Genomic DNA, 20,933 nt, shown 5'->3' with positions numbered 1-20,933 from the left:
AGAGGAAAATATTGTGTGTCAATGAGGGACAATAACGCAGGGTGACAAAAGGCGGTGCCAGAAAGCACCGCCGGAATGCGCCTTAAATCAGGCTCTCTTTATCTATTCCAAGGCGCTTCATGCGCGACAGCAGGGTGGTGCGTTTTAACCCCAGACGCTGGGCTGCCCCTTTCGGCCCGGCCACCACGCCGTTGGTCTCTTTCAGTACGCGGACGATCAATTGATATTCATCTTCCCCGTCCTGGGCCACGTCGGTCGCGGCCGCGGGAGAGTCCGGCAGAGAAACCTCCGGCAGGGAGAGTTGCAGCACATTACCGCGCGTCAGCAGCACCGCACGCTCAATGACGTTTTCCAGCTCGCGCACGTTGCCGGGCCACTCCATCGAGGAAAGGGTGCGTAACGTCTCGGCGGGAATGCTGTCGATGTTGCGTCCCATCCGGCGGGCAATTTTGGCGGTAAACGCTTTGACCAGCAGCGGGATATCTTCCGGACGCTCGCGCAGGGGCGGCAGGCAAATCGGGAACACGTTCAGGCGATAGTAGAGGTCGCTGCGAAACTCGCGGTCGGCGACCATTTTTTTCAGATCGCGGTTGGTGGCGGCAATCAGCCGCACGTCGGTCTGAATCAGCTTATTGCTGCCAAGACGTTCGAACTCCTGTTCCTGCAGCACACGCAGCAGTTTAGGCTGTAGCTCCAGCGGCATATCGCCCACTTCGTCGAGGAACAGCGAGCTTTTATCCGCCAGCTCGAAACGGCCCAGGCGCTGGCTGCTGGCACCGGTAAACGCGCCGCGCTCATGGCCAAAGAGATCGCTTTCCAGCAGACCCGCAGGCATGGCGGCACAGTTCATTTTCACCATCCGGCGGCTGTTGCGGTTGCTAAGATTGTGGATCGCGCGGGCAATCAGCTCCTTACCCGTACCGGTTTCGCCCAGGATCAGCACTGTGCTGTCGCTTTGCGCGACCATTTCCACCTGTTTGAGCACGCTGTACATGGCATCGCTGCGTCCGATGATTTCGCCAAACTCGCTGTCGACATTGTTAAGCTGTTCCGTCAGCGCCAGGTTTTCATCCACCAGCCGTTCTTTCAGACGGTGGATCTCCTGATACGCCAGCGCGTTATCCAGCGCGATGGAGATACGCTCGGCAATCTGACGCAGCAACTTCAGGTTGGCGGTGGTGAACACCCCTTCCTCACACTGCGCCAGCTTGAGAACGCCCAGCATGGTGTTACCGGACATCAACGGCAGCAGGCACAGGGTCTGGATTTTGTTGCCCCAGATGTTAAACAGCATTCGCTCGTAAGGCGCCATCACATCCTGCTCGCTGAGATTGAGCAGCAGGATCTCCTTGCTTTTAAACACCCGTTCAGAAAGGGTTCCCGCTTCATCCACCTCGCTCTGCTCATGGGCCGGGTTCGCTTCGTCGAGATAGTGCGTGGAGTAGATGTTGAGCTTGCCCTTGCGATGGCCGCGCAAGGCAATGCTGATGGCGTCAATTTTGAAGTAGTGATGGATCTCCTTCGACACTTCGCTGACCAGCTCATCCATGTCGAGACGGGAGAGCACGGCATTGGTGATTGCCACCAGAATGCGGAAGTTGTCACGCTCACGGCTCAGCAGGTCGTAATCCACATTATTGCTGACGCGGCTTTGGATCTGCTCGGCGACGACGGCCACTATCTGGGTAAAGGTGTGCAGACGCTCATATTCCGCCTCGCTCCATGGCTGGTCGGTATTACGGATAAACTCGCAGCCACCAAAAATGTGGCCTTCCACCGCCAGCGGCAGCAGGCTGTAATGACCAAACGGCTGATATAAGGCGCTCCGGGCCAGCATCGGCCACGCCTGACGGAACTCCTCAAAATTGCAGTGCAGCGCTTCCGGCCGGGAAAGAATACGGCGTATCGGCCCGTGAGCGAGATACGTTTCGTCTTCGTATTCAAACGCTTTTCCGTTTTCTCGTGTGGAGAAGTAGCTCGCACGATGGCTGCCGCTATGCCAGAGCACAATGGCGGCGCTGTCTGCCAGTGCAGATTGCCTGACCAGACGCGTCAGGGCATCGCTCAGCGCACCCAGGTCGGGCTGCTGTAAAAGTGTTCGCGTAATGTCGAACAGACCCTGCTGTCCGAGATCGCTCATCGGTGTATACGGCATAGTGCTTTCCAGTAGAAACGGACAAAAAAATAAATTCCGTGCCGACCGCTTTTCGCGCGGTTCTAGCAAATGCGGGGTAACGGTTCCGCGTGCGGCAGATCCAGCGTGCGCTTCACGCCATACAGTCCGGCCAGGCGCACCCCTTTGCGCTCAACCACCTCACCAATTATCGCGGCCTCTTTTCCTGACGGATGCGCCCGCAACTGTTCAAGTACGGCTTCGGCCGCGGCGCGCTCAACGCCTATCACCAGCTTGCCTTCGTTAGCAAAATTGAGCGGATCCAGTCCCAGCAGCTCGCACAGTCCGCGAACCGCAGGCTTCACGGGCAGGCTGCGCTCAGTAAGTTCAATACCGCAGCCGCAGCAGGCCGCGAACTCATGCACCACGGCATTGACGCCGCCACGGGTGGCATCCCGCAGGGCTTTCACGCCGGGGATCGACCGCAGCGTCTGGATAAGCGGGGTGAGCACCGCGCAGTCGCTGCGCAGTTCCCCGTCCAGCCCCAGGCCTTCGCGCAGGTTAAGGATGGTCGCCCCGTGACAGCCCAGCGTGCCGCTGACCAGCAGCACGTCGCCCACGGCCAGCTGCTGCGCGCCCCAGTGAATATCGGCGGGGATCGCCCCCATCCCGGCGGTGTTGATAAAGAGCTTATCCGCCGCGCCGCGCTGCACCACCTTGGTATCGCCGGTGACGATAGCAATCCCTGCCTCGCGCGCGGTGTGCGCCATGCTGCTGACCACCGCCGCGAGCGTCTCCATCGGCAAACCTTCTTCAAGGATAAATCCGCAGGAGAGGTAGCGCGGAATGGCACCGCTGACGGCGACATCGTTCGCGGTACCGCAGACGGCCAGCTTGCCGATATCGCCGCCGGGGAAGAATAGCGGGTCAATCACATAGCTGTCGGTGGAGAAGGCCAGCCTGTCGCCCTGGGCGGTGAGGGAAGCGAGGTCAATGCGGGCCTGGTCTTCCTGCTCGGCGAGCCAGGGGTTATCAAAGGCCTCCATAAACAGCCGGTTTATCAGCTGCTGCATCGCCAGACCGCCGCTGCCGTGCGCCATTTCAACCGTGTTCATGCTTCACTCTCCTGGTTGCGGTACTGATACCACGCGGCACATGCCCCTTCGGAAGAGACCATCAGCGCGCCAAATGCCGTTTGCGGGTTACAGGTGTTGCCAAATAACGGGCAGTGGTGGGGTTTACATCTTCCGGTAAGGACCTCGCCACAGCGGGCCTGGGGATCGTCGCAAACCTGTTGTGGCTGTGGGCGGAAATGCGTTTCTGCATCAAACGACCGGTAGTCTGGGGTCAGGCGCACGCCGGATTCAGCAATCAACCCCAGCCCGCGCCACTCGCTGTCGCCCTCAACGCTAAATACGTCAGCTATCGCCTGCTGCGCCCGTTCATTTCCGGCATCCGGCACCACGCGGCGGTACTGATTTTCCACCGCGCTCAGGGCTGCTATTTTCTGCTCAACCAGCATGGTGACGCCTTGCAGTAGATCAAGAGGTTCGAAACCAGCGACGACTAACGGGCGATGGTAATCGTCAGCGATAAAGCCGTAGGCCCCGGTACCGATCACCATGCTGACATGGCCCGGTGCCAGGAACGCGTCAATGCCGTTGTCCGGGGCGTCAAGCAGGCTGCGCAGCGTCGGGATAAGCGTAATGTGCTGACAGAAAAAGAAAAAATTGGTGACATTGCTGCGTTTTGCCTGCTGCAGCGTGATCGCCGTAGCGGGCATGGTGGTCTCAAAACCCAGCCCGAAAAATACCACCTTTCGGACAGGGTTATCGGTTGCAAGCTTCAGGGCATCCATCGGCGAGTACACGATGCGCACATCCGCGCCGCGCGCTTTGGCCTGCAGCAGCGAGCCCTTTTTCCCCGGCACGCGCATCGCGTCGCCAAAGGTACAGAAAATGACGTCAGGCTGGCTGGCGATCTCGATACAGCTGTCGATGCGCCCCATGGGCAGCACGCAAACCGGGCAGCCCGGGCCGTGGATAAACTCTATGTTGTCCGGCAGCAGCTGATCGAGGCCAAATTTGAAAATGGCATGGGTGTGCCCGCCGCAGACTTCCATGATCCGCAGCGGCTTTTCCGCCGTGTGTTTCAGCAGGGCGGCCCGCGATTTCAGATGACCGATAAGCTGCATCACCTTCTCAGGTGCGCGGTATTCATCAACGTAACGCATAATTACCGTTCCTCGCCGTACAGCAGCGCGCCGACGTCCGGCTCCACATCAAACATGTTTTGCAGGGCATCCAGCGTGTCGCGCGCTTCCGCTTCATTAATCACGCTCATGGCAAACCCCACGTGTACCAGCACCCACTGACCAAGGCGCGAGACGCCCGTCTCATCGGTGCTGCCCACCAGCGTTAAATCGACGTCACGCAATATGCCGCAGACCTCCACTTTGGCCTGGTTTCCGTCAATGGAATGGATTTGTCCAGGGACGCCTATGCACATCGTTCACTCTCCAGCCAGTTTAGCCAGTGCGCCATGCCGTCGCCGCGCGTGGCGGAGACCAGCAGGATCGCAATGTCAGGGTTCACTTCACGGGCATAAGCCAGGCATTTATCCACGTCGAAATTCAGGTACGGCAGCAGGTCGACTTTGTTCAGCAGCATCAGCGACGCGGCGGCAAACATATGCGGATATTTGAGCGGCTTGTCTTCTCCTTCGGTCACCGAGAGGACCGCCACTTTATGCCGCTCCCCGAGATCGAAGCTGGCCGGGCAGACCAGATTGCCGACGTTTTCGATAAACAGAATGCCGTTATCCGCCAGCGGCAGACGCGGTGTGGCATCGGCAATCATCTGCGCATCCAGATGGCAGCCTTTACCGGTATTGACCTGTATCGCCGGGGTGCCGGTTTCACGAATACGGGCGGCATCGTTGACCGTTTGCTGATCGCCTTCGATCACAGCGCAGGAGACGCGTTCGTTCAGGCGTTTGAGCGTTTCCGTCAGCAGCGTGGTTTTGCCGGAGCCGGGGCTGGAGACGAGGTTGAGCACCAGCTGTTGACGTGCGGCAAACCGGGCGCGGTTGCGGGCGGCGATCTGGTTGTTTTTATCGAGTACGTTGATTTCCACGTTCAGCATCTGGCGCTGGCTCATGCCCGGCGCATGGGTACCCGCCTCGCCGTGGCCGTAATGAAGATCGCCCATATCGGAGCGTTGAGGCGCAAAGCGAATGCCGGTGAGTGCCGCTGCCGGACGCGGTGCGGGGGTAAAAGGGGCGGAGCGAAACGCGGAGTGAGGACGGTGTTCATCCCCTTCGATATACAGGTTGCCTTCGGCGCAACCGCAGGTACTACACATACTTTACTCCTTCTCGATTTCAAGGCGTTGGATCTGCATCCCGTCATCCGCCACGATGCGAAGGCCGGTGTGCTGACACTGTGGGCAGCGCTGGACCTTCGACGACAGCAGGGTGACGTACTGCTGACACTGCTCGCACCAGCACTCCGCCTGTTGCTCTTCAATATGAAGTGCGCAGCCTTCCGCCAGCGTGCCGCGGCACACCAGCTCAAAACAGAAGGTGAGGGCGCTGGTTTCGACGCAGGAAAAGGCCCCGACCTTCAGCCAGACGCCGGTCACGCGCGTCGCGTGGTTTTGCGCTGCCTGCTGTTCGATGAGTTCCAGTGCCCGCTGGCAGAGGGTGATTTCGTGCATGACGCCTCCTTAATGAATTGCCCCGTTAATGCAATAACAATGCCAGCCTGGTTTTGGTTAGGGGGTGACGATGTCAACGCTGTCGAAATGACACGTCGACACCCTCTTGTTGACAGCCTGTTTTGAATTAAATCCATTAAATATCAAAGCATTAAAAAATGGCATGGAATCTGCTTAACAGCCGCTATCTCCATTAACCGGATACCTTCTATGACTATTTGGGAAATTAGCGAAAAAGCGGATTACATCGCGCAGCGTCACCAGCAGTTACAGGACCAGTGGCACCTTTACTGCAACTCACTGGTCCAGGGGATCACCCTCTCCAAAGCCCGTCTTCACCACGCCATGAGCTGTGCGGCGCAGGGGGATATGCGCTTTGTTTTGTTCGGCCATTTCACGATTTACGTCACCCTGGCCGACACCTTCAACAGCCACACCATTGAGTACTACGTCGAGACAAAAGAGGGTGAAAAACAGTGTATTGCGAAGGCGCAACTGATGGCCGACGGCATGGTTGACGGTCACGTCAGCAATCGCGATCGCCAGCAGGTGCTGGAGCACTATCTGGAAAAAATCGCGCCGGTTTATAACGGTCTGTACACCGCCGTTGAACACGATCTCCCGGTCAACCTGAAGCAGCTGATGGATGAACACGCCTCAGCGGACGTGGCCTGATCATCACGTGTCGAGAAGTGTCGACATGACAGTTTTTCGTCAAAAATGACTATCACCAGAGGATGACCCGGTGAACCGTTTTGTAATTGCTGACTCGACGGTCTGTATTGGCTGTCGAACCTGTGAGGCGGCCTGTTCGGAAACGCACCGCCTGCACGGGCTCCAGTCCATGCCGCGCCTGCGCGTCATGCGTAATGAAAAAGAGTCTGCCCCGCAGCTCTGCCACCACTGTGAGGATGCGCCGTGCGCGGGCGTCTGTCCGGTGAATGCCATCACCCGCGTTGACGGCGCGGTACAGCTGAACGAAAGCCTGTGCGTGAGCTGCAAGCTGTGCGGCATAGCCTGCCCGTTCGGTGCGATTGAATTTTCCGGCAGCCGTCCGCTGCATATTCCGGCGAATGCCAACACCCCAAAAGCGCCACCTGCTCCCCCGGCTCCGGCACGTGTCAGTACGCTGCTTGACTGGGTGCCCGGCGTGCGTGCGGTGGCGGTGAAGTGCGACCTGTGCAGCTTCGATAAGCAGGGCCCGGCCTGCGTGCGCACCTGCCCGACCAAAGCGCTGATTCTGGTCAACATTCGCGATATTGCCCGCACCAGCAAACGCAAGCGCGAGCTGACCATTAATACCGACGTCGGCGATCTTTCTCTGCTTCAGGCGCTTAACGAGGGGGCGAAATGAACGCGATATCTATGATTAACAGCGCCGTGGCGTACTTTGCCGCCGCTGCTGTGCTGGCGTGGCTCCTGTCATTCCATAAAACCCTGAGCGGCTGGATCGCCGGTATCGGCGGGGCGGTGGGCAGCCTGATGACGCTGGCAGCAGGTACGGCAGTGTTACTCAGCGGCCAGACCGCCGAAGCAATGATTCCGATCGTCCGTCATACCGTTCAGCTCACGCCGCTGAACGCCATCTGGCTGGTGACTTTTGGCCTGTGCGGGGTGTTTATCAGCCTGTTCAATATTGACTGGCACCGCCATCCACACACCAGAGCCAATGGTCTGCTGGTCAACCTGCTGCTGGCGACGGCGGTCTGTACCGTTATCGCCAGCAACCTCGGTGCGCTGGTGGTGATGGCGGAGATCATGGCGCTCTGCGGCGTGTTCCTGACGGGGTGTAGCGCCTCCGGCAAACTGTGGTTTGCGCTGGGGCGTCTCGGCACGCTGCTGCTGGCGCTGGCCTGCTGGCTGGTGTGGCAACGTTTCGGCACGCTCGACTTCGCAGCGCTTAACGGCCAGCCGCTGGGAAATGACGTCTGGCTGCTGGGCGTGGTGGGCTTTGGCCTGCTGGCCGGGATTATCCCGCTGCACGGCTGGGTGCCGCAGGCGCACGCGAATGCTTCAGCGCCCGCTGCCGCGCTGTTTTCCACCGTGGTCATGAAGGTCGGTCTGTTCGGCATGCTGACGATCACCCTGACCGGCGGCCAGCCGCCGCTGTGGTGGGGTGTCGCGCTGCTTATCGCCGGTATGGTTACCGCTTTTGTCGGCGGGCTGTATGCGCTGATGGAGCACAATATTCAGCGTCTGCTGGCGTACCACACCCTGGAAAATATCGGCATTATCCTGCTCGGCATCGGCGCAGGCGTGACCGGGCTGGCACTCAATCAACCGGCGCTGATCGCCGCCGGGTTTATCGGGGGGCTGTATCACCTCGTTAACCACAGCCTGTTCAAAAGCACCCTGTTCCTGGGCGCGGGAAGCGTCTGGTTCCGCACCGGTCATCGGGATATCGAAAAACTCGGCGGTATCGGCAAAAAGATGCCGGTGATTTCTCTCGCCATGCTGGTCGGGCTGATGGCGATGGCCGCGTTGCCGCCGCTGAACGGCTTTGCGGGCGAGTGGGTGATCTACCAGTCCTTCTTCGCGCTCGGTCAGAGCGATGCCTTTATCGCCCGGCTGCTCGGCCCGCTGCTGGCGGTTGGGCTGGCGATAACCGGGGCGCTGGCGGTGATGTGTATGGCAAAAGTCTACGGCGTCACCTTCCTCGGCGCACCGCGCACGCGGGAAGCGGAAAACGCCTGCTGCGCCCCGGTACTGATGTGTGCCAGCGTGGTCGCGCTGGCGCTGTGCTGCATCGCGGGCGGGGTCGCCGCCCCATGGCTGCTGCCGCTGCTGGGTAACGCCATTCCACTGCCGCTGACCCTTGCGCATACCACCGTCTCCCAGCCGATGATGGCGCTGCTGCTGATTGCTGCACCGCTGCTGCCGTTTGTGCTGATGCTGTTCTTCAGGCGCGACCGACTCCCCTCCCGCTCGCGCGGCGCGGCCTGGGCCTGTGGCTACGAACACGAACAATCGATGGTCATCACCGCCCACGGTTTTGCCATGCCGGTGAAAGAGAACTTCGCTGCCGTGCTGAAGCTGCGCCACTGGCTGAACCCGGTGGGCTGGATGCCGGGCTGGCAGAGCGCCGCTGTACCTGCGCTGTTCCGCCGTCTGGCGCTGATCGAACTGGCGGTGCTGGTGGTCATTGTGATTTCACGAGGAGCCTGACATGAGTCTGTTACTGGCAATACTTCAGGCGCTGGTGCTGTTCGCCGTTGCGCCACTGCTGTCGGGCATCACGCGCGTGGCGCGCGCCCGGATGCACAACCGTCGCGGGCCTGGCGTGCTCCAGGAGTACCGCGATCTCTTCAAGCTGCTCTCCCGCCAGAGCGTGGCGCCGGATGCCGCAGGCTGGGTCTTCCGCCTGACGCCGTTCGTGATGGTCGGCGTGATGCTGACCATCGCCACCGCGCTGCCGGTGGTGACGGTGGGCTCGCCGCTGCCTGCACTTGGGGATCTGATTACGCTGATTTACCTCTTCGCCATTGCCCGCTTCTTCTTTGCTATTGCGGGCCTGGATACCGGCAGCCCGTTTACCGGTATCGGCGCCAGCCGCGAGGCGATGCTGGGCGTGCTGGTCGAACCGATCCTGCTGCTGGGGCTATGGGTGGCCGCGCAGGTCGCGGGTTCCACCCATATCAGCTTTATCACCCACACCGTTTACCACTGGCCGGTGTCACGTACCCTCCCGCTAGTGCTGGCCCTTTGCGCCTGCGCATTCGCCACCTTTATTGAGATGGGCAAACTGCCGTTTGACCTCGCAGAAGCCGAGCAGGAGCTACAGGAAGGGCCGCTCACCGAATACAGCGGCTACGGCTTTGCGGTGCTTAAGTGGGGCATCAGCCTTAAGCAACTGGTGGTCCTGCATATGTTTGTTGGCGTCTTCTTCCCGTGGGGGCAGATGACGCACTTCTCCGCTGGAGGACTGGTATTGGCCGTGGTGGTTGCCGCGCTCAAGTTGCTGGTCGGCGTGCTGGTGATTGCCCTGTTTGAAAACAGCATGGCACGTCTGCGCTTTGTCGCGACCTCGCGCATCACCTGGGCCGGTTTTGGTTTTGCATTTTTAGCGTTCGTCTCCTTGCTGGTGGCGTGATTAAAGAGAGTATTTATGTCTGAAGAAAAGAAAGGTCAGCAGTATCTCGCCGCGTTGCATCAGGCTTTTCCGGGTGTTGTGCTGGATGAAGGATGGCAGACCAAAGACCAGGTAACCGTCACCATTAAGGTGAACTATCTGCCGGAAGTGGTGGAGTTTTTTTACTACCAGCAGGGCGGCTGGCTGTCGGTGCTGTTCGGCAATGACGAGCGTCAGCTGTGCGGCAATTACGCGGTGTACTACGTGATGTCGATGGAGCAGGGCGAGAAGTGCTGGCTTACCGTACGCGTGGAAGTCGACCCGAACAAGCCGGAGTACCCGTCCGTCACGCCCCGCGTGCCTGCCGCCGTCTGGGGCGAGCGCGAAGTGCGTGACATGTATGGCCTGGTGCCGGTGGGGCTGCCGGATGAACGCCGCCTGGTGCTGCCGGACGACTGGCCGGACGAACTGTATCCGCTGCGCAAGGACAGCATGGATTACCGCCAGCGTCCGGCCCCGACCACCGACAGCGAAACCTACGAGTTCATTAACGAACTCGGCAACAAAAAGAACAACGTGGTGCCGATTGGCCCGCTGCACGTCACCTCTGATGAACCAGGCCACTTCCGCCTGTTTGTTGACGGCGAAAACATTATCGACGCCGACTACCGTCTGTTCTACGTCCATCGCGGCATGGAGAAGCTGGCGGAAACCCGGATGGGCTATAACGAGGTGACATTCCTCTCGGACCGCGTGTGCGGCATCTGCGGCTTCGCCCACAGCACCGCCTATACCACCTCGGTGGAGAACGGCATGGGGATCGTGGTGCCGGAGCGCGCGCAGATGATCCGCGCCATTTTGCTGGAAGTGGAACGTCTGCACTCGCACCTGCTGAATCTCGGTCTGGCCTGTCACTTTGTCGGTTTCGACTCCGGGTTTATGCAGTTCTTCCGCGTGCGCGAGGCGTCGATGAAGATGGCGGAGATCCTCACCGGGGCGCGTAAAACCTACGGTCTGAACCTGATCGGTGGGATCCGCCGTGACCTGCTTAAAAACGACATGATCCAGACCCGACAGCTGGCACAGCAGATGCGTCGCGACGTGCAGGAGCTGGTGGATATGCTGCTCAGCACGCCCAACATCGAGCAGCGTACCGTGGGGATCGGCCGTCTTGATCCGGAGATCGCCCGCGACTTCAGCAACGTTGGCCCGATGGTGCGCGCCAGCGGCCACGTCCGCGACACCCGCGCCGATCACCCGTTTGTCGGCTACGGCCTGCTGCCAATGACCGTACACAGCGAACAGGGCTGCGACGTCATCTCCCGCCTGAAGGTGCGTATCAACGAGGTCTTCACCGCGCTGAATATGATCGACTTTGGGCTCGATAACCTGCCGGGCGGCCCGCTGATGGTGGAGGGCTTCACCTACATCCCGAACCGCTTTGCCCTCGGCTTTGCCGAAGCGCCGCGCGGGGACGACATCCACTGGAGCATGACCGGCGATAATCAGAAGCTTTACCGCTGGCGCTGCCGTGCGGCCACCTACGCCAACTGGCCAACCCTGCGCTATATGCTGCGCGGCAACACGGTCTCCGACGCGCCGCTGATCATCGGCAGCCTCGACCCGTGCTACTCCTGCACCGACCGCATGACCGTGGTGGACGTGCGCAAGAAGAAAAGCCAGGTGGTGCCGTACAAAGAGCTTGAGCGCTACAGCATCGAGCGTAAGAACTCGCCGCTGAAATAAGGACTCGCCATGTTTACCTTTATCAAAAAAGTGATCAAAACCGGCACGCCCACCAGCCGCTACCCGCTGGAGCCGATGCCGGTGGATAAAAACTTTCGCGGCAAGCCGGAGCACAACCCGCAGCAGTGCATCGGCTGTGCGGCCTGCGTCAACGCCTGTCCGTCGAATGCCCTGACGGTGGAAACGGATCTGAAAACCGGCGAGCTGGCCTGGCAGTTTAACCTCGGACGCTGCATTTTCTGCGGCCGCTGCGAAGAGGTTTGCCCGACGGTCGCCATTCGTCTGTCTCAGGAGTACGAGCTGGCGGTGTGGAAGAAAGAGGACTTTTTGCAGCAGTCGCGTTTTGCCCTGTGTAACTGCCGCGTCTGCAAACGTCCGTTCGCCGTGCAAAAAGAGATCGACTACGCCATCGCGCTGCTTAAGCACAACGGCGACGCCCGCGCGGAGCATCATCGCGAAAGCTTTGAAACCTGCCCGGAATGCAAACGGCAGAAATGTCTGCTGCCGTCCGACCGCATCGATATCACCCGTCATATGAGAGAGGCCAGCTGATGGAAAACTTACTCGGTCCGCGCGACGAGCGGGGCATTCCGGTGCCAATGACGGTGGAGGAGTCCATCGCCAGCATGAAGGCGTCGCTGTTGAAAAAAATCAAACGCTCGGCCTACGTTTACCGCGTGGACTGCGGCGGCTGCAACGGCTGCGAGATTGAGATCTTCGCCACGCTGTCACCGCTGTTTGACGCCGAACGCTTCGGCATCAAAGTGGTGCCGTCTCCGCGTCATGCCGACATTCTGCTGTTCACCGGGGCCGTCACCCGCGCCATGCGCTCGCCCGCGCTGCGCGCCTGGCAGTCTGCGCCCGATCCGAAAATCTGTATCTCCTATGGGGCGTGCGGTAACAGCGGCGGCATCTTCCATGACCTCTACTGCGTGTGGGGTGGCACCGACAAAATCGTGCCGGTGGACGTCTACATTCCGGGCTGTCCGCCGACGCCTGCCGCCACGCTGTACGGCTTTGCCATGGCGCTCGGCCTGCTGGAGCAGAAAATCCACGCCCGTGAACCGGGTGAACCCGACAATCAGCCTGCGATGATCCTGCACCCGGACATGGTGCAGCCGCTGCGGGTGAAGGTAGACCGCACGGCGCGCAGGCTGGCGGGCTATCGCTATGGCCGCCAGATTGCCGACGATTACCTGCGCCTGCTGAGCCAGGGCGAGCACCAGGTGGCGCGCTGGCTGGAGGCGGAAAACGACCCGCGTCTCAATGAGATTGTGGCGAACCTGAACAGCATTGTGGATGAGGCGCGTATCCGATGAGTGAGACGGTGGTGTTCAGTCAGCTGAGCCGTAAATTTATTGATGAGAACGATGCCACGCCGGACGCGGCGCAGCAGGTAGTCTATTACAGCCTGGCGATTGGGCATCACCTCGGGGTGATCGACTGCCTGGAGGCGGCGCTGAGCTGCCCGTGGTCCGACTATCTGGCGTGGATCGCCACGCTGGAAGAGGGCAGTACGGCGCGGCGCAAAATGGAAGGAGTACCGAAGTACGGTGAGATCGTTATCGACGCCAACCATATTGCGATGCTGGCGAACGCGTTTGACGCGGCGCTGAAACGGCAAACCCCCGAACAGCAGGCGTGGAGCAAAACGCTGCTCAGCATGCTGCATGATATTCATCAGGAAAGTGCCATCTACCTGATGGTGAGGAGATTACGTGACTGACGTTTTACTGTGTGTCGGCAACAGCATGATGGGCGACGACGGCGCAGGCCCGCTGCTGGCAGAGATGTGTGCCGCGAACCCGCAGGGCAACTGGGTGGTGATTGACGGCGGCAGCGCGCCGGAAAATGACGTGGTGGCCATCCGCGAACTGCGCCCTGATCGGCTGTTGATTGTCGATGCTACGGATATGGGGCTGAACCCGGGGGAAATCCGCCTGATCGACCCGGACAACATTGCCGACATGTTCATGATGACCACGCATAATATGCCGCTTAACTATCTGGTGGATCAGATCAAAGAGGACGTGGGCGAGGTGCTGTTTCTGGGCATTCAGCCGGACATTGTCGGATTTTATTACCCGATGACACCTCCGGTGAAAGCCGCGGTGGAAGTGGTCTATTCACGGCTTGCCGGATGGGTTGGGGACGGGGGATTTTCCCGGCTCTGAACAGTGCCGGGTGGCGGCTTCGCCTTACCCGGCCTACCAAACCCATCTCCCTCTCCCTGTGGGAGAGGGCTGGGGTGAGGGCAACAGGCTACTCGAGATCCCCCCCGTTACTCGCAATCACTTTCTTATACCACCAGAACGACTTCTTGCGTTTGCGCTCCAGCGTGCCGTTTCCGGCATCGTCGCGGTCAACGTAGACAAACCCGTAGCGCTTGCTCATTTCGCCCGTTGAGGCCGCCACCAGGTCAATGCAGCCCCAGGAGGTATAGCCCATCAGCGGCACACCGTCCTCAATGGCATCGCCCATCGCGCGGATATGCTCGCGCAGATAGCTGATGCGGTAGTCATCGTTAATTTCGCCGTTTTCATCAATGACATCTTTTGCGCCGAGGCCGTTTTCCACCAGGAACAGCGGTTTCTGATAACGGTCGTACATCATGTTCATGGTGATGCGCAGGCCGAGCGGATCGATGCCCCAGCCCCATTCGCTCACCTGAATATGCGGGTTGCGCAGGGATTTGACGATGTTCGCCGCATTGGTATTGTTCGCATTCATATCGGCCGACGCGCAGCGCGAGGCGTAATAGCTGAACGATACAAAATCGACGGTGTTTTTCAGCATTTCGTCGTCGCCCGGATCTTTCACAATCACCACCCCTTTTTCGCGGAACACGCGGGCGGAGTAAGCCGGATAGCTGCCGCGCGCCTGCACGTCGATAAAGAACAGGTTCTCGCGGTCCTTCTCCAGCGCCATCCATACGTCTTCCGGCTTGCAGGAGTAAGGGTAGAAATTCCCGCCCGCCAGCATGCAGCCGACCTGGTTTTCCGGGTTTACCTCGTGGGCGATTTTGGTCGCCAGCGCGCTTGCGACCAGCTCGTGGTGCGCGGCCTGGTATTTCACCTGATCTTCGTTTTCACCTTCTTCGAACACCAGCCCCGCGCCGGAGAACGGGCTGTGCAGCATGATGTTGATCTCGTTGAAGGTGAGCCAGTATTTCACCAGACCGTTAAATTCTTCGAAACAGGTGCGGGCGTAGCGGGCAAAGAAATCGACCATCTTGCGGTTGCGCCAGGAGCCGTACTCCGTTACCAGATGCATCGGCACGTCGAAGTGGCACAGGGTGACCAGCGGCTCAATGTTGTACTTTTTGCACTCTTCAAACACCGCGCGATAGAAGGCAATGCCCTCTTTGTTCGGCAGCGGTTCGTCGCCGTTCGGGTAGAGGCGGCTCCAGGCAATCGAGGTGCGGAACACCGTAAAGCCCATCTCCGCCATCAGGGCGATGTCCTCTTTGTAGCGATGGTAAAAATCGATCGCCTCGTGGCTTGGGTAAAACTCGTCGTCACGCAGCGAAAAACGCTTTTCCTTACCAAGCTTCACCGCCAGGCGGTTTGCACCGTGAGGGATCATGTCGACCGTGGTCAGCCCTTTGCCGCCTTCACGGTAAGCGCCTTCGCTCTGGTTGGCGGCAAGCGCGCCGCCCCATAAAAATCCTTGTGGAAAAACAGACATTTCTACCTCGTTATACGGTTAAACTTGTGCGGTTTTGGCCTGCACCGGCGCGCTCTGCAGGGCGCGGGCTTTTTCAGCCTCGTCTTCGACCGGGATATCTTCAAAGCCTAATATCAGGGTCAGCACGAAGGAGAGCACGACCGCCAGCGCCATGACGCCGAATACCCAGACAATGGTCATCGGGTTGGCCGGATCGAAGAACTGCACGCTGGTAAACAGCCCCGGCGCCGCCATTGAGTGGCTGGCAAGCCCCGCAATACCGGCCACCGCGCCACAGATAAAGCCGCTAATCAGGCTGGCAATCAGCGGGCGTTTCAGGCGAACCGCCACGCCGTACAGCGCCGGTTCAGAGATGCCCGCCATGATGGCGGAAGCCGCCGCGGCCAGCGCCGTCTGGCGCAGCTCCGGGTTTTTCGTTTTCCATGCCACCGCCAGGGATGAACCGCCGAGCGACAGGTTGGCACCGATTTCCGACGGCATCACCATTCCCTCTTTACCTGTTTCGGCAATGGTCTGAATGATAGTTGGGGTAAAGACGCGGTGCATCCCGGTCATGACCAGCAGCGGCCAGAGCGCGCCCATGATCGCCACGGAGAGCCAGCCCAGATAGCCGTGGATGGTGTAGACCAGCGCGGAGATGGCGCTGCCGATCCAGATCCCCAGCGGCCCAATCAGCACGATGGCGAGCGGGGCGGCAATCAGCACGATCAGCATCGGCTTGAGGAAGTTTTTCGTCACCGCAGGCGTAATGCGATCCACCCAGCGTTCGATATACGACAGGCACCAGGTCATCACCAGCGCCGGGATCACGGTGTAGGTGTATTTCACCGCCGTCACCGGGATAAACGCGAATTCGACGTGCTCACCCTGCGCGGCTTTCGCCATCAGCTCGATAAAGCTCGGATGCACCAGCACGCCTGCAATGGCGATCGCCAGCGACATGTTGGTTTTGAATTTCACGGCGGCAGATGCTGCCACCATCAGCGGCAGGAAGAAGAACGCCCCGTCGCCGATGACGGTCAAAATGGTGAGCGTCGGCGCGCCTTTCTCCAGCACGCCGGTCATCTCAAGGATCATCGCCAGCAGCTTGACCATCGAGCCGCCGATGATCGCCGGGATCAGCGGCGACATGGTGCCAATCAGCGCGTCGAGGATCCCGGCACCGATGCGGCGCAGGGTCAATTTCTGTGGGCCTTCCGGTACGGCAGGCTGCAGGTCGGTTGGCAGCAGGCTCACCACCTCACGGTACGCCTGAGAAACGGTATTGCCGATAATCACCTGGCACTGGTTGTCGTTACGTACCACGCCCAGTACGCCGCTGATATTTTTCAGGCGTGCGGTATCGGTAGCGGTTTCGTCTTTCAGGACGAAACGCAGTCGCGTCATGCAATGGGTGACGGCGACGATGTTGTCTTTACCGCCAAGCGCGCTGACAACGTCTTGCGCCAGCGCGGCATAATTTTTGGCCATCGGATGTGATCCTGTTGTCGTTGTGAGAGTATGTAGGAAACCGGTTCCACATAATCATCATGAGTTTCTTTGAATGAAACAAGATCGCATTTTGACCATTTTTTCATTTCGTGATGGCGATCACCAGACGGTTCAAAAAGCGTGAGCGCGTCGTTGCGACAATTGTTTTGCAGTGCAGTACACTGCGTGCCATCAGTATGAAAGGGAATAACAACATGACCACGATGCTTGAAGTGGCGAAGCGGGCAGGCGTTTCGAAAGCGACGGTTTCCCGGGTGCTGTCGGGGAATGGCTATGTCAGCCAGGAGACCAAAGACCGGGTGTTTCAGGCCATCGAAGAGAGCGGCTATCGCCCCAATTTGCTGGCGCGCAACCTGGCGACCAAACGCACCCAGACGCTGGGACTGGTGGTGACCAACACCCTGTATCACGGCGTCTATTTTAGCGAGTTGCTGTTTCACGCCGCCCGCATGACGGAAGAGAAGGGGCGGCAGCTGATCCTGGCGGACGGCAAGCACAGCGCCGATGAAGAGCGCGAAGCCATCCAGTACCTGCTTGATATGCGCTGTGATGCGGTCATTATCTATCCGCGTTTTCTGAGCGTGGAAGAGATGGACGAGATCGTCGAGAAATACGAGCAGCCGATCATGGTACTGAACCGTCGCCTGCGTAAAAACAGCAGCCACAGCGTCTGGTCAGATCATAAAGCCTCCTGTCAGGAAGCGGTGTCACAGCTGATTGAGAAAGGGCACCGTGACATTGCGTTTATCACCGGCTCGCTGGATTCGCCCACGGGCGTGGAGCGTCTTTCTGGCTACAAAGACGCCCTGGCGCAACACCAGATCCCGCTGCGTCCGACGCTGATCGCCCACGGCAAATGGAATCCGGCCAGTGGCGCGGCGGCCGTGTCTGAGCTGCTCTCGCGCGGCGAAACCTTTACCGCGCTGGTGGCGAGTAACGACGATATGGCGATTGGCGCCATGAAACAGCTTCACGACAGCGGCGTCGCCACGCCTGATGCGGTGTCGGTGGTAGGCTTCGACGATGTGGCGATTGCGCCCTACATCGTGCCCTCGCTCTCCAGCGTGCGTATTCCGGTTACGGAGATGATTAAAGAGACCATCAGCCGCCTGATTTTTATGCTCGACGGCGGCGAGTTTAAGTATCAGCAAACCTTCTCGGGTGAGCTTATCCTGCGCGACTCTGTCATCGACGGCCCGCACCGCTGATGTCGACAGCTGTCATCGTCAGAAGTGACGATGACAGCCCTGGCGTCATTTTCTAAATCACTATAAATCAACGAGTTAAAAACTGGCACGGTTTATGAATATCTCCGCGCATGACTGTAATGCTGGAGAAGCAGATGAACCGTTTTATTATGGCTGATGCCAGTAAATGCATTGGCTGCCGTACCTGTGAAGTGGCGTGCGTGGTGTCTCATCAGGCGGAGCAGGATTGCGCTTCGCTTACGCCTGAGACCTTTTTGCCGCGGATCCACGTCATCAAAGGCGTGAATATTTCCACCGCCGCTATCTGCCGTCAGTGCGAAGACGCGCCGTGCGCCAACGTCTGCCCTAACGGTGCAATCAAACGTGAAAAAGGCTTTGTGCATGTGATGCAGGCGCGCTGTATCGGCTGTAAAACCTGCGTGGTCGCCTGCCCGTACGGCGCGATGGAGGTGGTGGTTCGTCCGGTGGTCCGCAACAGCGGCATGGGGCTGAACGTGCGGGCGGAAAAAGCCGAAGCCAACAAATGCGATCTTTGCTATCACCGTGACGCCGGTCCGGCCTGTATGGAGGCCTGCCCGACACACGCGCTGGTTTGCGTGGATCGCGATAAGCTCGAGCAGATGAGCGCCGAAAAGCGTCGTCGCGCAGCGTTCGATACCACCTCATCTCTGCTGTTCTGATCCGTCATGGGCGGTAACGGCGTACAGTTGCGGGTGCGTGGCAAGGTGCAGGGCGTGGGCTTTCGGCCCTTCGTCTGGCAACTGGCTCAGGCGCTGCAGTTGACCGGCGATGTCTGCAACGACGGAGAGGGCGTGCTGGTGCGCCTCGCGGGTAATGGGGGGCATTTCACCGCGAGGCTGCGCCAGGACTGCCCGCCGCTGGCGCGCATCGAGAGTATCGACACGCAGCCGTTCCACTGGTCAACGCTGCCGGAGACATTCACCATTCGCCACAGCGCGGGCGGGGCAATGGACACCCAGATTGTACCGGATGCCGCCACCTGTCCCGCGTGCCTTGCGGAGATGAACGATCCGCACGAGCGCCGCTATCGTTACCCGTTTATTAACTGCACCCACTGCGGCCCCCGTTTTACCATTATCCGCGCCATGCCGTATGACCGCCCGGCCACGGCCATGGCGCCATTCCCGCTCTGCTCGCCGTGCGAAACGGAATACCGCAACCCTGCGGACCGACGTTTTCACGCCCAGCCCGTGGCTTGCCCGGACTGCGGCCCTGAGCTTGAGTGGCGTGCGGCCGATCGGGTTGTCACCCGCGAGCTGGCGCTGAACGCGGCGGTGCAGATGCTGAAAAACGGTGGCATCGTGGCTATCAAAGGGCTGGGCGGATTTCATCTGGCCTGCGACGCGCTTAACCCGCAGGCGGTGGCAACGCTGCGGGCACGTAAACAGCGTCCGGGGAAACCGCTGGCGGTGATGATCCCCAGCGCCGACGGCCTTCCGCAGCCGGTGCAAACGCGGCTGCGCTCGCCTGCCGCGCCCATCGTGCTGATCCCTAAAGCCTGGCTGCCGGCCTTCCCGGACGACATCGCGCCGGGCCTGGATAGCCTCGGTGTGATGCTCCCGGCCAATCCGCTGCACCATTTGCTGATGCAGGAGACGCGACGCCCGCTGGTGATGACCTCCGGCAACCTCAGCGGCAAACCGCCTGCCATCAGTAATCCACAGGCGCTGGAACAGCTCGCAGAGATCGCTGACGGTTTTCTGCTCCATAACCGCGACATCCTGCAGCGGATGGACGATTCCGTACTGGATCAGGACGGGGCCATGTTGCGTCGGGCGCGTGGATTCGTGCCGGATGCCATCACGTTACCCGCCGGTTTTAGCTCTGTTCCCTCTATTCTGGCGACCGGTGCCGACATGAAGAATACCTTCTGTCTGGTGCGCGGTAACCAGGCGGTGCTGAGCCAGCATTTTGGCGATCTCAGTGACGACGGTGTCGAGGCCCAGTGGCGGTCGGCACTGTCGTTGATGCAGCAGATCTACGCCTTTCAGCCAGAGCGGCTGGTGTGCGATGCCCATCCTGGCTATCACGCCCGGCACTGGGCACAGGAGCAGGCGCTGCCGGTCGATACCGTACTGCATCATCACGCGCATGCCGCGGCCTGCCTTGCCGAAAACGGCTGGCCGCTCGACGGTGGCGACGCCATCGCCCTGACGCTGGACGGGATCGGCATGGGCGAGCACGGCGCGCTGTGGGGCGGGGAGTGTCTGCGGGTGAATTACCTTGAGTGCGAGCATCTGGGCGGCCTGCCCGCCGTGGCGATGCCGGGCGGTGATCTCGCGGCCATGCAGCCCTGGCGAAATCTGCTGGCACACTGCCTGGCGTTTGTTCCTGACTGGCAACGCTACCCGGAAACCCGCGCCGTACGTTCGCAAAACTGGCCGCTTTTAGCGACCGCCGTTCAGCGCGGCCTTAACGCGCCGCTGGCGTCGTCCTGCGGGCGGTTGTTTGATGCGGTGGCCTGTGCTCTGGGTATTGAAACACAACGCTATGAAGGCGAAGCCGCCTGCAGGCTGGAGGCGCTGGCCGCGCAGTGCCCGGGTGTTGAGCACCCGGTGACGCTTCAGGTTGAAAACCTTGCGCTCTTCTGGCGGCAGTGGCTGGCCTGGCAGGCGCAACCCTGTGAGCGCGCGTGGGCCTTTCACGACGCGCTGGCAAAAGGGCTGGCGGCGTTAGCCCGACACCATGCCCGACGCCTGTCGCTCTCTACCGTCTGTTTCAGCGGCGGCGTATTGCATAACCGCCTGCTGCGGGCGCGTCTGCGTGCACACCTCTCTGATTTCACGCTTCTTTTTCCCCATCATCTGCCTGCGGGTGACGGGGCTATCTCCTTCGGGCAGGCGGTGGTTGCCGCAGCCCGGTCATGTTCAAAAAGGATGTAA

The 20,933-nt window shown here is 60.1% G+C and carries 20 protein-coding genes; 12 read left to right on the top strand and 8 right to left on the bottom strand.

From position 1 onward, the window contains the following. Window positions 1-82 precede the first annotated feature (82 nt). The 6 genes from flhA to hypA form a co-directional block, all read right to left on the bottom strand. Complete coding sequence (gene flhA, locus AC2FAK_RS16350) at window positions 83-2,155, bottom strand: formate hydrogenlyase transcriptional activator FlhA (protein WP_029883188.1); 2,073 nt, start codon at window positions 2,153-2,155, stop codon at window positions 83-85. A gap of 62 nt (window positions 2,156-2,217) precedes the next feature. Then, window positions 2,218-3,228 (bottom strand): hydrogenase expression/formation protein HypE, encoded by a 1,011-nt coding sequence (gene hypE / locus AC2FAK_RS16345; protein WP_095455291.1) that lies wholly within the window; start codon window positions 3,226-3,228, stop codon window positions 2,218-2,220. Continuing rightward, window positions 3,225-4,346 (bottom strand): hydrogenase formation protein HypD, encoded by a 1,122-nt coding sequence (gene hypD, locus AC2FAK_RS16340; protein WP_095455292.1) that lies wholly within the window; start codon window positions 4,344-4,346, stop codon window positions 3,225-3,227. The genes hypE and hypD overlap by 4 nt, the downstream gene beginning before the upstream one ends. Before the next feature lie 2 nt (window positions 4,347-4,348). Beyond that, a complete protein-coding gene (locus tag AC2FAK_RS16335; protein ID WP_020689280.1) occupies window positions 4,349-4,621 on the bottom strand; it encodes a HypC/HybG/HupF family hydrogenase formation chaperone in 273 nt (90 codons plus the stop codon). Further along, complete coding sequence (gene hypB, locus AC2FAK_RS16330) at window positions 4,612-5,475, bottom strand: hydrogenase nickel incorporation protein HypB (protein ID WP_058678798.1); 864 nt, start codon at window positions 5,473-5,475, stop codon at window positions 4,612-4,614. Before hypB ends, AC2FAK_RS16335 begins: the two co-directional genes overlap by 10 nt. Window positions 5,476-5,478: 3 nt before the next feature. Continuing rightward, the gene (hypA, locus tag AC2FAK_RS16325) at window positions 5,479-5,829 is read right to left on the bottom strand and encodes a hydrogenase maturation nickel metallochaperone HypA (protein ID WP_038420487.1); all 351 of its coding nucleotides are present in this window, start codon (window positions 5,827-5,829) and stop codon (window positions 5,479-5,481) included. A gap of 210 nt (window positions 5,830-6,039) precedes the next feature. Between hypA and hycA the strand changes: the two genes are divergently transcribed. From hycA to hycI, 9 genes are all read left to right on the top strand, one after another. Then, window positions 6,040-6,504, top strand: coding sequence for a formate hydrogenlyase regulator HycA (gene hycA / locus AC2FAK_RS16320; RefSeq protein ID WP_013098469.1), 465 nt, complete (start codon window positions 6,040-6,042; stop codon window positions 6,502-6,504). 70 nt (window positions 6,505-6,574) lie between these two features. Then, on the top strand, window positions 6,575-7,183 hold the full coding sequence (locus AC2FAK_RS16315; RefSeq protein ID WP_047361443.1) for a 4Fe-4S dicluster domain-containing protein: 609 nt from the start codon (window positions 6,575-6,577) through the stop codon (window positions 7,181-7,183). After that, a complete protein-coding gene (gene hycC / locus AC2FAK_RS16310; RefSeq protein WP_095455293.1) occupies window positions 7,180-8,994 on the top strand; it encodes a formate hydrogenlyase subunit 3 in 1,815 nt (604 codons plus the stop codon). Before AC2FAK_RS16315 ends, hycC begins: the two co-directional genes overlap by 4 nt. 1 nt (window position 8,995) lies before the next feature. Continuing rightward, window positions 8,996-9,919, top strand: coding sequence for a respiratory chain complex I subunit 1 family protein (locus AC2FAK_RS16305; RefSeq protein WP_485453318.1), 924 nt, complete (start codon window positions 8,996-8,998; stop codon window positions 9,917-9,919). Between the two features lie 15 nt (window positions 9,920-9,934). Further along, window positions 9,935-11,644, top strand: a complete 1,710-nt coding sequence (locus AC2FAK_RS16300) for a hydrogenase large subunit (protein WP_095455294.1) — start codon at window positions 9,935-9,937, stop codon at window positions 11,642-11,644. 9 nt (window positions 11,645-11,653) lie between these two features. After that, on the top strand, window positions 11,654-12,196 hold the full coding sequence (locus AC2FAK_RS16295) for a formate hydrogenlyase complex iron-sulfur subunit (protein WP_013098464.1): 543 nt from the start codon (window positions 11,654-11,656) through the stop codon (window positions 12,194-12,196). Further along, a complete protein-coding gene (locus tag AC2FAK_RS16290; RefSeq protein ID WP_014833050.1) occupies window positions 12,196-12,963 on the top strand; it encodes an NADH-quinone oxidoreductase subunit B family protein in 768 nt (255 codons plus the stop codon). Before AC2FAK_RS16295 ends, AC2FAK_RS16290 begins: the two co-directional genes overlap by 1 nt. Further along, window positions 12,960-13,370 (top strand): formate hydrogenlyase maturation HycH family protein, encoded by a 411-nt coding sequence (locus tag AC2FAK_RS16285; RefSeq protein ID WP_014833049.1) that lies wholly within the window; start codon window positions 12,960-12,962, stop codon window positions 13,368-13,370. Before AC2FAK_RS16290 ends, AC2FAK_RS16285 begins: the two co-directional genes overlap by 4 nt. Then, complete coding sequence (gene hycI / locus AC2FAK_RS16280; protein WP_095455295.1) at window positions 13,363-13,818, top strand: hydrogenase maturation peptidase HycI; 456 nt, start codon at window positions 13,363-13,365, stop codon at window positions 13,816-13,818. Before AC2FAK_RS16285 ends, hycI begins: the two co-directional genes overlap by 8 nt. 88 nt (window positions 13,819-13,906) lie before the next feature. Here hycI and AC2FAK_RS16275 read toward each other — a convergent pair whose 3' ends face one another. Next, window positions 13,907-15,331 (bottom strand): 6-phospho-beta-glucosidase, encoded by a 1,425-nt coding sequence (locus AC2FAK_RS16275; RefSeq protein WP_095455296.1) that lies wholly within the window; start codon window positions 15,329-15,331, stop codon window positions 13,907-13,909. 18 nt (window positions 15,332-15,349) lie between these two features. Then, window positions 15,350-16,801, bottom strand: coding sequence for a PTS cellobiose/arbutin/salicin transporter subunit IIBC (gene ascF, locus AC2FAK_RS16270; RefSeq protein ID WP_013098459.1), 1,452 nt, complete (start codon window positions 16,799-16,801; stop codon window positions 15,350-15,352). A 215-nt stretch (window positions 16,802-17,016) separates the two neighbouring features. Between ascF and AC2FAK_RS16265 the strand changes: the two genes are divergently transcribed. From AC2FAK_RS16265 to hypF, 3 genes are all read left to right on the top strand, one after another. Then, a complete protein-coding gene (locus tag AC2FAK_RS16265; protein WP_029883949.1) occupies window positions 17,017-18,030 on the top strand; it encodes a LacI family DNA-binding transcriptional regulator in 1,014 nt (337 codons plus the stop codon). A 134-nt stretch (window positions 18,031-18,164) separates the two neighbouring features. Continuing rightward, window positions 18,165-18,710: an electron transport protein HydN gene (gene hydN, locus AC2FAK_RS16260; protein WP_014833044.1), complete on the top strand. Its 546-nt coding sequence runs from the start codon at window positions 18,165-18,167 to the stop codon at window positions 18,708-18,710. Between the two features lie 6 nt (window positions 18,711-18,716). Then, a complete protein-coding gene (gene hypF / locus AC2FAK_RS16255) occupies window positions 18,717-20,933 on the top strand; it encodes a carbamoyltransferase HypF (RefSeq protein ID WP_095455297.1) in 2,217 nt (738 codons plus the stop codon).

This window comes from Enterobacter cloacae complex sp. 394F7 (genome assembly GCF_057320385.1).
Note: the sequence above shows the minus strand (reverse complement) of the source record. Positions and strands in the feature narration are given on the sequence as shown.

Bases quoted from the DNA above. Each gene is read 5' to 3' on its own strand.
- AC2FAK_RS16265 (WP_029883949.1), top strand. From the start codon at position 17,017: ATGACCACGATGCTTGAAGTGGCGAAGCGGGCAGGCGTTTCGAAAGCG.
- hypF (WP_095455297.1), top strand. From the start codon at position 18,717: ATGGGCGGTAACGGCGTACAGTTGCGGGTGCGTGGCAAGGTGCAGGGC.
- hypD (WP_095455292.1), bottom strand. From the start codon at position 4,346: ATGCGTTACGTTGATGAATACCGCGCACCTGAGAAGGTGATGCAGCTT.
- AC2FAK_RS16295 (WP_013098464.1), top strand. From the start codon at position 11,654: ATGTTTACCTTTATCAAAAAAGTGATCAAAACCGGCACGCCCACCAGC.
- AC2FAK_RS16290 (WP_014833050.1), top strand. From the start codon at position 12,196: ATGGAAAACTTACTCGGTCCGCGCGACGAGCGGGGCATTCCGGTGCCA.
- AC2FAK_RS16305 (WP_485453318.1), top strand. From the start codon at position 8,996: ATGAGTCTGTTACTGGCAATACTTCAGGCGCTGGTGCTGTTCGCCGTT.
- AC2FAK_RS16285 (WP_014833049.1), top strand. From the start codon at position 12,960: ATGAGTGAGACGGTGGTGTTCAGTCAGCTGAGCCGTAAATTTATTGAT.
- hycA (WP_013098469.1), top strand. From the start codon at position 6,040: ATGACTATTTGGGAAATTAGCGAAAAAGCGGATTACATCGCGCAGCGT.
- hypE (WP_095455291.1), bottom strand. From the start codon at position 3,228: ATGAACACGGTTGAAATGGCGCACGGCAGCGGCGGTCTGGCGATGCAG.
- hypA (WP_038420487.1), bottom strand. From the start codon at position 5,829: ATGCACGAAATCACCCTCTGCCAGCGGGCACTGGAACTCATCGAACAG.
- AC2FAK_RS16300 (WP_095455294.1), top strand. From the start codon at position 9,935: ATGTCTGAAGAAAAGAAAGGTCAGCAGTATCTCGCCGCGTTGCATCAG.
- ascF (WP_013098459.1), bottom strand. From the start codon at position 16,801: ATGGCCAAAAATTATGCCGCGCTGGCGCAAGACGTTGTCAGCGCGCTT.
- hycC (WP_095455293.1), top strand. From the start codon at position 7,180: ATGAACGCGATATCTATGATTAACAGCGCCGTGGCGTACTTTGCCGCC.
- hydN (WP_014833044.1), top strand. From the start codon at position 18,165: ATGAACCGTTTTATTATGGCTGATGCCAGTAAATGCATTGGCTGCCGT.
- AC2FAK_RS16335 (WP_020689280.1), bottom strand. From the start codon at position 4,621: ATGTGCATAGGCGTCCCTGGACAAATCCATTCCATTGACGGAAACCAG.
- hypB (WP_058678798.1), bottom strand. From the start codon at position 5,475: ATGTGTAGTACCTGCGGTTGCGCCGAAGGCAACCTGTATATCGAAGGG.
- flhA (WP_029883188.1), bottom strand. From the start codon at position 2,155: ATGCCGTATACACCGATGAGCGATCTCGGACAGCAGGGTCTGTTCGAC.
- AC2FAK_RS16275 (WP_095455296.1), bottom strand. From the start codon at position 15,331: ATGTCTGTTTTTCCACAAGGATTTTTATGGGGCGGCGCGCTTGCCGCC.